The sequence below is a fragment of the Amycolatopsis sp. lyj-84 genome (genome assembly GCF_046549075.1).
GTDB lineage: Bacteria > Actinomycetota > Actinomycetes > Mycobacteriales > Pseudonocardiaceae > Amycolatopsis.
This window is the reverse complement of the sequence record NZ_JAJPWO010000012.1, coordinates 183,539-197,775: the sequence shown is the minus strand read 5'-3', so window position 1 is coordinate 197,775 and position 14,237 is coordinate 183,539. Positions and strand designations below refer to the sequence as shown.

Here is a 14,237-nt window from a genome sequence, read left to right as displayed (position 1 = left end):
CTCACTGCTCCCGCATGGCGCGGCGGATCTCGGCCAGTTTGTCCTTGGCCGCCTTGTCCCGGTCGGCGATCTTCTTGTCCAGCGACGCCACGTCTTCCTTGCCGCCCAAGCCCGCGAGTTCGGTCGAGCCCAGCGAGGTCGTGTACCGCTGCTCGATCCGGTCACGCACGTGGTCGAACGAGGGCACCCCCGACTCGCTGTAGTCCGGGTCCGGAACCTCGACCGGCGGGGCCGGGGACTCTTCGACGATTTCGGCGTCGAGGATTTCCGGCTTCTTCTCCGGACTGTTCTCACTCATGGTCGCTCCGTCCTTGCCGCCAGGGTACGGCTTCCGTCATCAAACCGAGCATGCCCGAGACGAGGCGCATCTGCTCGACCGTGCGGATGTCGGCCTCGACCAGCCGCGGCGAGCAGACCACGACGGCGAGCGCCTGCGCCCGCGAGAGCGCCACGTTGAGCCGGTTGCGGGAGAGCAGGAAGTCCAGGCCGCGCGGCAGGTCGACCGCCGACGACGAGGTCATGGTGGTGATCACCACCGGCGCCTCCTGCCCTTGGAACCGGTCCACGGTGCCGACCCGCACGCCGGGGTGCCCGGCCTGCTCCAGTGCGCGGGCCACGACGCGGGCCTGCAGGTTGTAGGGGGCCACGACCAGGATGTCCTCGTCGCCGAGCGGCCGGGGCTCGCCGTGATCGGTCCAGGTGCGGCCGTGGAGTTCGGCGACGAGTGCGGTGACCGCCTCGGTCTCCTCGACCGATCGCGTCGTGTTGCCGTGGTGGTCGACCTCGGCGAGGTACAGGCCCGCGTCGACCCCGTCGATCGCCCGCTCGGCCGCCGAGGGATGCGAGTGCAGGCGGCCCGCGTAGGACAGCCGTGACACCGGTGAACAGACGGCCGGGTGCATCCGGCGGGTCTCGTCGAGGAAATAACCGAGTTCGGCCGGGATGATGTCGGCCTCGCCGATCAGATGCCCCAGCGCGGAGGCCTCGGCGCCCGCGGGATGCGTGCCCTGCACGACCTGTGGCAACTGCTGCGGATCGCCCAGCAGCAGGAGGTTCTTGGCGCACATCGACACCGCGAGCGCGTCGGCGAGGGCGAACTGGCCCGCCTCGTCGATGATCAGCAGGTCGAACGGCTCTTCCCGGATCGCGGCGTTCGCGAACGTCCACGCGGTGCCGCCGACCAGATGGCCGGTGTCGTGTTCCTCGCGCCATTTCACCAGCGCGGGATTGGTCTTCGGCTGCTCCCACGGCGCGGCCGGATCCGGGGTCCGCTTGGCGCGTTTGGCGCACGGCAGATCCGGCGCGTTCTTCAGCGCGGCGGACAGCACGTTCTCCACGGCCTTGTGACTGGTCGAGGTGACGGCGATCGTCTTGCCCGCGCGGACGAGCTTCGCGATCAGCCTGCCCGCGAGATAGGTCTTGCCCGCGCCGGGCGGGCCCTGGACCGCGAGCGCGGAGCCGTCCAGCTTCTCGACCGCGTCGATCACCGTGTTGACCAGGTCGGGACCCGGTTCCGGCAGGGTCGCGTCGTCACGCAGCCGGGGCGTCGTGCGCCGGAGCAGGTCGACACCGGGGTGAGCGGGCAGCGTCGGCAGCGCGTCGACGACCAGCCGGGCGAGGTCCGCGACCGCGTCGTCCTTGGGGGAGGGCCGCACCGGGCTCCCGGGCAGCACCGCGACGGGCCGGTCGGCGCTGGTCTCGTCGGGCTGGCAGCTTTCCTCGAGGGTCAGTTCGACGGCGGTGGCCGAGACGACCTTGGCGTCCCGCGCGGCGGCTCCGTAGCGCAGGCGGACGTCGTCGCCGGGAGCGAAGGGATGCGGCCGGTCCGGGTCGCAGCGAAGCGTCAGCGACCGCTTCGCCTTGCGGACGCGGCCCGAAGGCGGCACCCATTCCCCGGCCTCCATGGTCACCGGGACGGCGCAGGCGTTGTCGGTCTCCAGATCGCCGAGCGGGGCGGCCAGCTGGCGGAAGTACTCCCACCACGCCGGATTCGTCTCGCGGCGGTGGTAGCCGACGGACGCGGCCAGCAAGGCGCGAGCGCGGTCCTCACCGGTGAACTCGGCCGGATCGTCGGGCAGTCCGTCCAGCAGCGGATCGACCAGCGCGGCGAGCTGAGCGGCGCGTTCGGCGCGTTTCTGAGCGGCGACGTCCTCTTCGGTCTGGCGGAGCAGAGCGTCCACATCGGACTCTGCGGGTGGCTCGGCGAGCGCGATCCCTTCCTTCACGCGGATCTTGTGGAGGAACTCGAACAGCCGGAGCGTGGAGACGCAGTCGTATTCGTTGTAGTCGCTGATGCCGCGCAAGACTTCGGCCGCGTGCGCTGTCTCGCCGGAGGCGGTGAGCGTCAGGTATTCCTCGTAGGCCTCGATGCTCGAAACCGCCGTCTTCACGTCGCCGTCGCGCGCCTCCGGCATGTACAGCGGTTCGAGGTACTTGATGGAGTACGACCGCTGCGAGACCCGGAGTGCCTTGCGCACCACGGAGTACAGATCGACGAGCCCACCGCTGCGCAGCAGGTGGTCGACGGCGTCCTCACGGGTCCCGTGCACGGCGGCGAGCCGCTTGATCGCGGTGACCTCGTACGGGGCGTAGTGGTAGACGTGCGAACCGGGATGTTCCGCGAGCCTCGCGGTGGCGAAGTCGACGAACTCCTCGAAGGCCCGCTTCTCCTGCGACCGGTTGTGCGCCCAGAACGGCGTGAACGGCGTGCCGTCCTCGTCCGTCACCGCGCCGAAGAGGTATTCGAGTCCTTCACCCGCAAGGGCGTAGGGATCGCCTTCCATGTCGAAGAAGACGTCGCCGGGCGCGGGCGGCGGCAGAGTGGCCAGCGCGTCCGGATCGATGATCTCGTAGGCGATCTGCCCGGTGGCGTCCTGCCGGACCTGGATCGCGGCCTGGGCGCGCAAGGTGGTGAACGACGTCGTCGAGATGTCGCGCGGCCGGTCCTCCGGAGCGGCCTCCGCGAGCGCGTCGATGGTGCCGAGTCCCGCCGCGACGAGTTTGCGCCGCTGGTCACCACGCATCCCCGCCACCAGCGAAAGATCGCGATCGGCTTCGCGGGCGCTCGCGCAGTGAGCGGCGTAGGAGCAGCCGCCGCAGGCGGGCCGTTCGTCGGCCCACAGCGGGACCGGCAGGGTGGGCGGCCGGTTCCGCAGCCGGGCGCGGAGCCTGTCCACCAGCGGGAGGAAGTCGTCGACGCGGAACGAACGGGTGCTGTGGTCGCCGAGCAGCAGGTGCATCCGCGGTCCGGCGGGCCAGCCCGCCCGGCGCAGGGCATCGGCGTACGCGGTCAGCTGGACCACGGCGGCGGGCTTCGCGTGCCGGGCCAGCTTCGTGTCGTACACCTCGTAGCGGCCCTCGTCGTCCCGCATCAGGAAGTCGGCGCGGCCGGAGAACTCGCCGTCGTGGAAGACCGCCTGGTAGATCACCGGGGCGCCCGCCCGCAGCGCCTCTTCGGTGGCCTTCGCGGCGACGACCGGGTCCCGTTCGTCGATCTCGACGACGGCATTCTTCTCGCCGCGCAGCTTGTCCAGCGTCGCGGCTTCGTGGGCGCGCCCGTGGGTGACCGCCAGCTGATCCGGGCCGGAGCCCCGCCGCGGCGCTCCCGGGAGCCCGGCGGACAGCGCCTGGTTCAGGACGCTGCGGTGCTCGCATTCGAGCAGGTCGGCGAGATCGGACGGGGTGTACATCGCCCGGGAGTCTGGCATGGACTCTCCGGCCGGCCGCCCCGGCACGCCGGAGTCAGCCGGAGGTGTGGTCGAACTTCAGGTGCGAGGTGATCCGGTAGCGGTCGCCACGGTAGATCGAGCGGGTGTACTCGATCACGCGGCCACCGGCGTCGCGGGTGGTGCGCTCGAACAGCAGCGCGGGGGAGTGCTGCGGGACACCGAGCAGGCCGGACTCGTCGGCGTCGGTGACGGTGGGCTCGATGACCTGCACGGCCGTCGCCGGGACGACCTCGTACCGCCCGCGGAGCAGTTCGTAGAACGAGCCGGACTCGAAGTCGGCGGCCGTGATGTCCGGCACGACGTCCCGGGGGACCAGGATCCGTTCGATCGCCATCGGCGCCTCCTCGACGACCCGGACCCGGGTGACGGCCACCAGCGGACGGCTGGGGGAGACCTCGAGCCGTTTGCCGAGCCGGGCACCCGCCGGGGTGACGGCGAAGTCGATCACCCGGCTGGTCCAGTGTCCTTCGGCGGGCGGGGCGAACTGCTCGCCGCCGGTGGCGGGCACGAGGTCCTGGGAGATCTTGCGCGGCGCGGTGAACGTGCCCCTGCCGTGTTCGCGGACGACGAGGCCGTCTCGCGCCAGTTCGTCGATCGCGGCTCGCAAGGTGGGGCGCGAGACGCCGATTTCGGTGCTCAGCGCGCGTTCCGACGGCAGGACCTCGCCCGGCAGCCGCCGCTCGATGAGCTTGCGAAGCCGTTCCTTGACCTCTGTCCGCCGCATGACCTCAGCCTACCCAGTGGTCACCGGGAATTGACTGGTGGACAAGTTGTCTAGACCTATTGACTTTACCACTTCCCGGGGAGACCTTGAAAGAAGCTGACCAGTGGTAAAGGAGAGAGCGATGTCGAACTCGAAGAAGTTCCGTTTCGCCGCTTCGGCCGCGTTGTCGGTCGCCGCGCTCGGGCTGGCGCCGGGGACGGCGAGCGGCGCGGCCGCGTGCGGGGCGCTGTTCGACGACTTCCACTACTCCTCGCACACCGACGGTCTGCTCTCGCGGCACGGCTGGCAAGTGCGCTCCGGAGGCGGTGGGCCCGGTGTCCCCGGCGCGCGGTGGGCACCGGAAGGCATCACGTTCCCGACGTCGGGCGGCGACAAGGTGCTGCAACTCGCCTCCGCCACCGACGGCACGTCCGCGGGGACGACGCAGACCGAGATCATGCAGCCCGACCGGCGGTTCTTCGAAGGGACCTACGCGGCACGGATCCGCTTCTCCGACGCGCCGTCGTCCGGCCCCGACGGCGACCGGATCAACCAGACGTTCTTCACGATCAGCCCGCTGCGCTACGCCAACGACCCGATCTACAGCGAGCTGGACTTCTCGGAGTACCTGCCGAACGGCGGCTGGGGCGAGGCGGGGCCGGTCAATTTCCAGACCAGCTGGCACACCTACACGCCGGATCCCTGGTACGCCGAGAACAAGAGCAACAGCCAGCGCCGCAGTATCGACGGCTGGCACTCCGTGGCCGCGACCGTGTCCGGCGGCCATGTGCGGTACTACATCGACGGTGCCCTGGTGGCCGACCACGATCGCGGCGGGCCGTTCGACGTGTACCCGCGGCAGAACATGTCGCTGAACTTCAACCAGTGGTTCATCGACCTCACCCAGCACACCGGCGGCGCGAGTACCTACCTCGAGCAGGTGGATTGGGTCTACTACGCGAAGAACGAGGTCCTGACGCCGGCCGTGGCCGCCGAACGCGCCGCTTCGTACCGGTCTTCGGGCGTGCGGTTCGCCGACGATCTCGGGGGTTGTCAAATGTGAGCGGGGTTCTGCGGGAACGAGGAGTGCGGTGGACGAGTGCCTGAACGTGCTGCGCTCGCGCGATCACCGGCGCGAAGATCCGCTGGACGCCGCATACTCCGAGCCCGCCGACTCCGCGGCCGATCCCGCCGCCGACGCGGTGCTCACCGACTCGATCGGCCTGGCGATGCCGGTGGTCCTGGACACGCTGGCGCCCGCCGAGCGGCTCGCGTTCGTCCTGTACGACATGTTCGCGGTGCCCTTCGACGAAATCGCCCCGCTGATCGACCGCACCCCGGCCGCCGCGAGGCAACTCGCGAGCCGCGCCCGGCGCCGCGTCCAGGGCCGCCCCGCCGCCGCGGAACCGGACCTCGCGCGACGGCGCCAGGTCGTCGACGCCTACCTGGCCGCCGCCTGAGGCGGGGACTTCGAGGCGCTCCTCGAACTGCTTCACCCCGACGTCGTCCTCCGGGCCGGCAAGGCCGCTTCGGTGCGGGCGGCCGTCACTCAGCTCGCGCTGGTGAACGGCGGCATCGGTCTCGTGATGGCCGACGAAGGACGTCCTTCGGTGGTGCTCGCGTTCACGTTCAAGGACGGGAAGATCGCCGAGATCGACGTCATCGCGGACCGGGAACGGCTGCAGGGCCTGGACCTGGCGATAGTGGACTGATCGGGTTGCGGTTTGGTCGCGAACCAATACCCCTTCGCCGAAGTCGTTAACAGACTTCAGACTTGGTCCGCCTTCTTTTCAAAGCTCATGGAGCTACGACGAGGAGGCGACCATGTCGGAGGGGACGTTCGGAACTGCGCGGCGCCATCCGGTGAAGGAACAGGACACGGCGTATCGGGACGATTATCAGCGCGACCGGGACCGGGTGCTGTATTCATCCGCGTTCCGGCGGCTGGCCGGGGTGGCACAGGTCGCCGCGGTCAATGAGCAACTGGTGCTGCACAACCGGCTCACGCACAGTTTGAAGGTCGCGCAGATGGGCCGAAGACTCGTGCAGCATCTGCGCTATCAATCGAGAGATCCGGAGTTCCCGGCGGGCTCTGATCTGAACGAAGATGTCGTCGAGACGGCGGGACTCGTGCATGACATCGGGCATCCGCCGTTCGGCCATATCGCCGAAGAGGTCCTCGACCAGCGGTTGGCCAAGGTCGACGAGCTGGAAGGCTTCGAGGGAAACGCGCAGTCCTTCCGTGTGGTGACGAAACTCGCCCGGCGGAAGACGGAGCATGCGGGTCTCAACCTGACCCAGGCGACGCTGAACGCGATCCTCAAGTACCCACGTCTCAAGCCGCGTGATTCGGCCAAGCCAACGGCCCTGTGGACCGACCGGGGCTACGGCGACAAGTGGGGTGCGTATCAGACCGAGAAGGTGGATTTCGAGTGGGCGAGGGAAGACAGTCGCGAGGACTTGAGATCTGCGAACGCGGTCTTGATGGACTGGGCCGATGACATCAGCTACGCGACCCATGACCTCGAGGACTACTTCCGTGCTGGTCTGATCCCTTTGCATAGCCTGTCCGTGGACAAGGAGCGAATAGTCAAGCATGGCCTCGGCCGATTGAGGGACCACAATGGCTTCGACGAGTTCCGATTTCGGAACGAACTCGACACGATCATTTCCGAGTTCGGTGGACGCTTGCACTCCCAGTGCTGGGAGACACGTAAGAATCGTGTACAGATGAACAAGATCGGCAGCGGCCATCTCACCCGGTTCGTGAAGGCGGTTCGGCTCCTCGACGAACCTCCGTATGTGGAGATCGAACAAAGCAGTCAGTACAGGGTTGCCGCGCTGAAGGAGCTCACGTGGTTCTACGTGATCGACAGGCCGCCGCTGGCCATCCAGCAGGAAGGTCAGAAGCAGATCATCGGCTCACTCTTCGACCGGTTGATGATGTGCTTGGGGAACTCTCCGAGCAGCCCGAAGATCCCTATCCAGCTCCGCGGAATCTATCGCGATATCAAGCGCGATGACACGGCTGAGGGGATATCCGAGAGGAACGAGGAAGCTCGGTGTGCCCGCGCCGTCACCGACTACATATGCCTGCTCACCGAGGCGCAGGCGGTCGATCTCGGGCAGAGGCTGGAGGGTCGGTCGCAGAGTTCGATGTTCGGTACCTGGTTCAACTGAACGAGGGCATGCCGAGGGGCCCGTCGCCGGTGGTGGTGGCGGGTTTCTCGGGGTTCAGCGGCGTGGTGTTTGTAGTGGGTCGAGGTATTGGGGTGGGATGAATTCGGGTCGGCTGTCGGTGGCCATCCTGACTGCCCAGCCGGATTGTCCGTGGATGACCATGTGGTGGTAGCGGCAGAGCAGGCAGAGGTTGTCGAGGTCGGTGTCGCCGAGTTGGCTCCAGGGCTGGATGTGGTGGGCTTCGCAGTGTTTGGGGCGCCGGTGGCAGCCGGGGAAGGCGCAGCCGTGGTCGCGGAGGTTCAGTGCGCGTCGTTGTCCGGGGGTGACGGTGCGGGTGGCGCGGCCGATGTCGAGGGGTTCGCTTTCGGAGCCGAGGACGGCGGGGATGATTTTGGCGTCGCAGGCGAGCATGCGGGCGTGGCGGGCGGTGATCTGGGTGACGCCGTCCACGCATGCGGCTCCCAAGCCTGAGGTCAGGGTCTCGAGCGGGATGGTGACGACCACGGTGGTGCGGTCTCCGGACAGGGTGGGGGCTTTGTCGTTGGTCATGGCGTAGTGGATGGCGTCGAAGAGGGCGTCGCCGTGGCGCTGGGCGGGGGTGCGCTGGTCGTGGTTCCCGTCGTCGTCGACGGGTCTTCGTTGTCCCCAGGTTTCGAACAGGGCGTTCGCTCGTGCTCCGAATTCGGGGTCGAGCAGGCCGTTGAGTCGCCACCAGCCGTCGTCGCGTTTGCGGAGGAACAGTTCGCGTGAGGGTGGTTTGAGGTCTTCGTCTTTGGGTTCGTTCCCGTCGGGATCCAAGCGGGCCACGAGGTTCGCTCCGGCGGTGATGATCTCTTGTGGTCCGGCGCGGCGGGCGAGGTCTACCAGGATCTGTTCCGCGCCTGGCCGGGCTTCGGCGGGGATCTTTTTCAGGACTGCGAGGAGTGGGTCGAGTTGCTGGTGGCCGAGGTCGCCTTCGGCTGCGGCGGCACCTGCGATCGGTGCTGATGCGGGGGCGGGGGTGCCGTCGAGGTTGCGGCCGTCGTTCACCGCGATCGCCCGCGCCACTGTCTTGCGTGCTTCCTTCGGCGTGATGCGGGCGGTTTCGGCGTACCAGCCCGCGGTGGAGCCGTGTCCGTACAGTTCCATCGGGCCGCGGGATTCGATCTCCACCAGGTAGTGCCCGATCTCGGCCAGGGCTTGGCGTGCCACCGACAATCGTTCGACGACGCCGTGCGCGAGTTCGCGCGCACCGGCACGCCACAGCTCCTGTGGCGGTTCGAGGATTCGTGGGCTGGACACCCCGCCATGATACCAAAGAATCGAACACATATTCGAGCGGAAAAGAGTACTACCTAAAGGTGTAATGAAAGCAGTTCGCATTCCCGATAAGCCCAAAGTGAAAGGACGTGAAGGCCTCCTTCCCTACCCTCAAAGTAGGGAAGGAGGCCTTCACGGACCACCGGACCAGCCCCACCCGACCCCGGAACCGCTTAAGGTGATCCGGACGCCGCAGTCACGTCCGGGAGGCACGCATGTCGTTGTTGGCCCAGTTGACCACCGCCCTCACCAAGGGCGCGATCGAGGTCGTCGACCTCACCGCCCCGTTGAGCGCGAGCACGCCGATCCTCCAGTTGCCGCCGCCGTTCGCGAACACGATCCCGTTCGGGCTGGAGGAGATCAGCCGGTACGACGAACGCGGGCCGCGCTGGTACTGGAACAACATCCACACCGGCGAGCACACCGGGACCCATCTCGACGTCCCGGTGCATTGGCTGTCGGGCAAGGACGGTCACGACGTCTCCGAGGTGCCGTTGCGCTCGCTGGTCGCCCCGGCGGTGGTACTCGACGCCTCCGCCCGCGCGGCGGAGGATCCGGACTTCCTGCTCTCCATCGACGACATCCGCGAGTGGGAGCGCGAGAACGGGCCCTTGCCCGACGGCGGCTGGCTGCTTTACCGCACGGGGTGGGACGCCCGGTCGCACGACCAGGAGACCTTCCTCAACAACGACGAGAACGGCCCGCATACGCCGGGAATCTCGGGGGAGTGCGCTCGCTGGCTCGCGGAGGAGGCGCCGATCACCGGGTTCGGCGTGGAGACCGTCGGCACCGACGCGGGGCAGGCGATGGCCCTCGAACCGGCTTTCCCCTGCCATGAACTCCTTCTGGGCGCGGGAAAGCACGGCCTGACCCAGCTGCGGAACCTGGCGAGCCTGCCACCCACCGGAGCCCTGCTGGTCGTCAGCCCGCTCCCGATCGTCGGCGGTTCCGGCAGCCCGGCCCGGGTCTACGCGCTGGTCGAGCGGGCATGAAGGTCGCGGAGCTGGTCGGCCGCACCCTCGCGGAACTCGGGGTGGGGACCGCGTTCGGGGTCGTCGGCAGCGGCAACTTCGAGGCCACCAACGGATTGCGGGCGGGCGGGGTGCGGTTCGTCGCCGTGCGGCACGAGGGCGGCGCGGCGAGCATGGCCGACGCGTACGCGCGGATGAGCGGCCGCGTGTCGGTGCTGAGTCTCCACCAGGGTGTCGGGCTGACCAACGCGCTCACCGGGATCACCGAGGCGGCCAAGAGCCGGACCCCGATGATCGTCCTGACCGCCGACACCGCGGCGTCGGCGGTGCTGTCGAACTTCCGGATCGACCAGGACGCGCTCGCGACGGCCGTCGGCGCGGTGCCGGAACGCGTCCACGGCCCGGCGACCGCGATCGCCGACACCGTCCGCGCGTACCGGACGGCCTGGCAGCAACGCCGGACCGTCCTGCTCAACCTCCCGCTCGACGTCCAAGCCCACGAAGCGCCCGAAGCGATCCCGGTTCCGGAAATCCCCGGTCCGGCGCCGATCCGGCCGGACCGTCAGGCGGTCGCGAAACTGGCCGACCTCCTCGCCGGGGCGCGGCGGCCGGTGTTCATCGCCGGCCGCGGCGCACGGGAGAGTTCGGCGCCACTCCGCGAACTCGCGGAAGTCTCCGGCGCGCTGCTGGCGACTTCGGCCGTGGCACACGGCCTCTTCCAAGGCGACCCCTTCTCCCTCGGGATCTCGGGCGGCTTTTCGTCGCCCGCGGCGGCGGACCTCATCGGAAACGCGGACCTCGTGATCGGCTGGGGGTGCGCGCTGAACAGGTGGACCACGCGGCACGGCACGCTCCTCGGCCCGAACGCCCGGTTGGTCCAGGTCGACGTCGACCAGGCCGCGCTCGGCGCGCACCGGCCGATCGACCTCGGCGTGGTCGGCGACGTCACCAGCACCGCCGCCGACGTCCACGCGGAACTCGGCACGCGTGGCCACGGCGCCGAGAGACCGCGAATTCCCGCGACGAGCTGGAACGACGTGCCGTATGACGACCTGTCCGGCAACGGGAGGATCGATCCGCGCACCCTCAGCCGCCGGCTCGACGAGATCCTCCCGGAAGAACGCGTGGTCTCGATCGACTCCGGCAACTTCATGGGTTACCCGAGTGCGTACCTGTCCGTCCCCGACGAGAACGGTTTCTGTTTCACCCAAGCGTTCCAGTGCGTCGGGCTCGGCCTGGGGACGGCGATCGGCGCGGCACTGGCGAGGCCGGACAGGCTCCCGGTGCTCGGTGTCGGCGACGGCGGGTTCCACATGGCCATTTCCGAACTGGAAACCGCGGTACGGCTGCGGATCCCGCTTGTGGTCGTCGTCTACAACGACGCCGCGTACGGCGCCGAGATCCACCACTTCGGCGCCGCGGACATGACCACGGTCCGGTTCCCCGACACCGACATCGCGGCGATCGGCCGGGGCTTCGGCTGCGACGGCGTCACCGTGCGGTCGGCCGGGGATCTGGCCGCCGTCACGGACTGGCTCGGCGGGCCACGGGACGCGCCGCTCGTCATCGACGCGAAGATCGCCGACGACGGCGGCTCGTGGTGGCTGGCCGAAGCCTTCCGCCACTGACGGCTAAACGCCCCAGTCCGGCCGCAACGGCATCCCCGAGTCCCCGTCCGGGCCGACCTTCACGCCGAGAACCTGGTGCAGTTCGATCTCCCGCCGCTCGAAGGCGAGGCGGCACGCGGCCATGTACAGCGCCCAGACCCGGCTCCGCCCGGCGCCCGCTTCGGCGACGGCCTCGTCCCAGTTCGCGTCGAGGTTGGCGCACCACGCGCCGAGGGTGGTGGCGTAGTGCTCGCGCAGGTTCTCCGAGTGCCGCACCTCGAGGCCGCTGTCGTGCATCGCGGTGGCGATCTCCCCGACGGACTCCAGTTCGCCGTCGGGGAAGACGTACCGGTCGATGAAGCCGCGCGAACTGTGCGCGACGGAGGTGTCCGGATTGGTGATGCAGTGGTTCAGCAGGCGGCCCTGCGGCTTCAGTTTCCCGGCGAGGAAACGGAAGTACGACGGGAGGTTCCGCGCGCCGATGTGTTCGGTGAGCCCGATCGACGACACCGCGTCGAAGCCCGTTTCGGTGACGTCGCGGTAGTCGAGGTGCCGGACCTCGGCCCGGTCCGCGAGCCCCTTGGTCACGATGTCCTTCTGCGCCCACTGCGCCTGCTCGCGCGAAAGGGTGACGCCGAGCGCCTCGACGCCGTAGTGCTCGACGGCGTGTTCGACCATCCCGCCCCAGCCGCAGCCGACGTCCAGCAGCCGCATCCCCGGCCGGAGGCCGAGTTTCCGGCACACCAGGTCGAATTTGTGCGCCTGCGCCTCTTCCAGCGAGGATTCGGCGGAGGGATACGCGGCGCACGTGTAGGCCATCGACGGACCCAGCACCAGTTCGTAGAACCGGTTCGAGACGTCGTAGTGGTTCGAGATCGCGTTGCTGTCGCGCGTCTTGGAGTGCCGCAATCCGTCGAGGCCGCGCTTGAGCCTGCTCGGCAGTTCCTCGGCGGGCGGGGCGACGCGGCGCAGATGCGTGGGGCCGAGTTTGCGCAGCAGCCACACCCGGTCGGCGGGGCTGAGCTGGTCGACCTGGGCCACGAGCGCGCGCAGTGCCGTGTAGAGGTCACCGTCCACATCGAGCGCGCCCGCGACATAGGCGCGCGCGAGCCCGAGGTCTCCCGGGGACGACATCAGATACGTCAGCGCCAGCGGCGACCGCACGTGGATCGACACCGGCGCGTCCGCCGGGCCGCTCGCGCTGCCGTCGTAGCCGGTGATGGACACCGCGGCGCTCGGGCCGAGCAACCGCTCGAAGATCTTCCCGACGGTCGTCGTCTCAGCCATGTTCGTCTCTCTTCTTCCCGTCCCGGGTCACCGCCGCCGCACGCATTTCGCGTACAGGTCGAGGAGGCGGCCGTCCGGGTCGTAGGCCGTCTTCAGTTTCCGGTAGGCGTCGCCGTTGTACAGCCGCCAAAACTCGTCTTCGGTATAGAAACTGTCGGAGTACAGCGATTTCCGCCCGCCGAGTCGCGTCACTTCGGCCTCGATCAGCCGATTGTGCGTATCCGGCTCCTCGCCGGGGTCCAGCGGGACCGCGGACCAGAAGCCGAAGTTGACGTACAGCGTTTCGGGGTCCATTTCGTACAGCGGCGAGTTCACGCCGCCCGGCCGCTGCTTCAGCGGGCAGATCCACACCGGGCTGATCGGAATTTCGCGGCGGAAGAAGTCCAGGAACTCCGCGGCCCGTGACAGCGGCACCTCGATGTCCTGGACGACGGTCTCCTCCGGGGGAAGCCGTCGAAGCTTGAGGAGTTTCGCGGCGATCCCGAACCGGCGGTCGAGCGCCACCAGCTTCCAGTAGACCGACGATCGCAGCAGTTTCCTGCCCAGCAGCAGCCGGGGGAGCCGGCTCTGGACACCGAACGCGCGGGAACACCAGAACCAGTCCGTGTCCCAGCGCCACAGGTAGTCCCGGACGCTCAGGTGGTCGGTCTCGCGTTCGCGGATCGACTTGTAGTAGATGTCGAGCCAGGTGTAGTCGCTGGTCGCGGGCGCCGAGGTGGTGAACGTGCCCAGCGTCAAGTACTGCTCGCCCGGGCCGAAGACGGTCCCGTCCACGAAGTCGGCGGACCCGTTGCGGCAGGCCTCGCCGAGTGCCGCGAAGTACTCCTCGGTGTCGTCGTACCGGACGTGGTCGAGCCGCACGTACGGTTTGACCGGCTCCAGTTCGATCTTCAGCCGCAGCGCGTAACCGAGCGTGCCGTACGAGTTCGGGAAGCCGTGGAACAGTGCGCTGTGCTCGTTGTCGGCCCGCGCGACGACGATCCGGCCGTCGCCGGTGAGCAACTCCATCTCCAGCACCGACTCGTGCACGAGGCCGTTGCGGAACGAGGAGGACTCGATGCCGAGGCCGGTGACCGCGCCGCCGAGCGTGATCGTCTTGAGCTGCGGCACGACCAGCGGCATCAGCCCGTGGGGCAGGGTCGCGTCCACCAGTTGCTCGTAGGTGACCATTCCTTCGACGTCGGCCGTGCGAGCCAAGGGATCGACGTCGAGTACGTGCGTGAACCCGGAGACGTCCAGCCCCGGGGTGCTGGTCGCCGTCCGCGCCCGGAACAGGTTCGACGTCCGCTTCGCCAGCCGGATCGTGCCGTGCAAGCCCGCGAGCTGAGCCCGGAGCGCGTCGGCGCGCGCTTCGTGTTCGGCGAACCGGACCAGGCGGGCCGTCGCTCGGGTTCCGCCGTCGCCGCTAGCCATTCCTGATCGCCATCAGCTCATCGTGCCCCACGGAACCGCGCGGCGCAGC

General features: G+C 68.8%; 10 protein-coding genes and 1 pseudogene. 5 read left to right on the top strand and 6 right to left on the bottom strand.

All coding sequences use genetic code 11. The features are described from left to right. Position 1: 1 nt before the first annotated feature. From ACLJRM_RS32015 to ACLJRM_RS32005, 3 genes are read right to left on the bottom strand one after another with little or no spacing between them, the layout of a single operon-like run. Positions 2-298: a hypothetical protein gene (locus tag ACLJRM_RS32015; RefSeq protein WP_101608681.1), complete on the bottom strand. Its 297-nt coding sequence runs from the start codon at positions 296-298 to the stop codon at positions 2-4. Continuing rightward, positions 291-3,689: a TM0106 family RecB-like putative nuclease gene (locus ACLJRM_RS32010; RefSeq protein ID WP_410665216.1), complete on the bottom strand. Its 3,399-nt coding sequence runs from the start codon at positions 3,687-3,689 to the stop codon at positions 291-293. Before ACLJRM_RS32010 ends, ACLJRM_RS32015 begins: the two co-directional genes overlap by 8 nt. A 52-nt stretch (positions 3,690-3,741) precedes the next feature. After that, on the bottom strand, positions 3,742-4,452 hold the full coding sequence (locus ACLJRM_RS32005) for a GntR family transcriptional regulator (protein WP_101608679.1): 711 nt from the start codon (positions 4,450-4,452) through the stop codon (positions 3,742-3,744). Positions 4,453-4,573: 121 nt separating this feature from the next. Here ACLJRM_RS32005 and ACLJRM_RS32000 point away from each other — a divergent pair, with 121 nt between their 5' ends. The 3 genes and pseudogenes from ACLJRM_RS32000 (at position 4,574) to ACLJRM_RS31990 (ending at position 7,611) form a co-directional block, all read left to right on the top strand. Beyond that, positions 4,574-5,494: a glycoside hydrolase family 16 protein gene (locus tag ACLJRM_RS32000; protein WP_410665175.1), complete on the top strand. Its 921-nt coding sequence runs from the start codon at positions 4,574-4,576 to the stop codon at positions 5,492-5,494. A 37-nt stretch (positions 5,495-5,531) separates the two neighbouring features. Next, positions 5,532-6,143, top strand: a pseudogene (locus tag ACLJRM_RS31995) (sigma factor-like helix-turn-helix DNA-binding protein); the annotation flags it as partial. A gap of 112 nt (positions 6,144-6,255) precedes the next feature. Then, on the top strand, positions 6,256-7,611 hold the full coding sequence (locus tag ACLJRM_RS31990) for a deoxyguanosinetriphosphate triphosphohydrolase family protein (protein ID WP_410665174.1): 1,356 nt from the start codon (positions 6,256-6,258) through the stop codon (positions 7,609-7,611). 54 nt (positions 7,612-7,665) lie between these two features. Here the strand turns inward: ACLJRM_RS31990 and ACLJRM_RS31985 are convergent, their stop codons facing one another. Continuing rightward, positions 7,666-8,892, bottom strand: coding sequence for a DUF222 domain-containing protein (locus ACLJRM_RS31985; protein ID WP_410665173.1), 1,227 nt, complete (start codon positions 8,890-8,892; stop codon positions 7,666-7,668). Positions 8,893-9,125: 233 nt separating this feature from the next. Between ACLJRM_RS31985 and ACLJRM_RS31980 the strand changes: the two genes are divergently transcribed. Both ACLJRM_RS31980 and ACLJRM_RS31975 read left to right on the top strand, forming a co-directional pair. After that, positions 9,126-9,902, top strand: coding sequence for a cyclase family protein (locus ACLJRM_RS31980; RefSeq protein WP_101608677.1), 777 nt, complete (start codon positions 9,126-9,128; stop codon positions 9,900-9,902). Then, positions 9,899-11,509: a thiamine pyrophosphate-binding protein gene (locus tag ACLJRM_RS31975; RefSeq protein WP_410665172.1), complete on the top strand. Its 1,611-nt coding sequence runs from the start codon at positions 9,899-9,901 to the stop codon at positions 11,507-11,509. The genes ACLJRM_RS31980 and ACLJRM_RS31975 overlap by 4 nt, the downstream gene beginning before the upstream one ends. 3 nt (positions 11,510-11,512) lie before the next feature. On the opposite strand, the gene ACLJRM_RS31970 is transcribed toward ACLJRM_RS31975, so the two are convergent. Beyond that, positions 11,513-12,775, bottom strand: a complete 1,263-nt coding sequence (locus ACLJRM_RS31970; RefSeq protein ID WP_101608675.1) for a class I SAM-dependent methyltransferase — start codon at positions 12,773-12,775, stop codon at positions 11,513-11,515. A gap of 27 nt (positions 12,776-12,802) precedes the next feature. After that, positions 12,803-14,188: an FAD-binding oxidoreductase gene (locus ACLJRM_RS31965; RefSeq protein ID WP_101608674.1), complete on the bottom strand. Its 1,386-nt coding sequence runs from the start codon at positions 14,186-14,188 to the stop codon at positions 12,803-12,805. Positions 14,189-14,237: the final 49 nt, after the last annotated feature.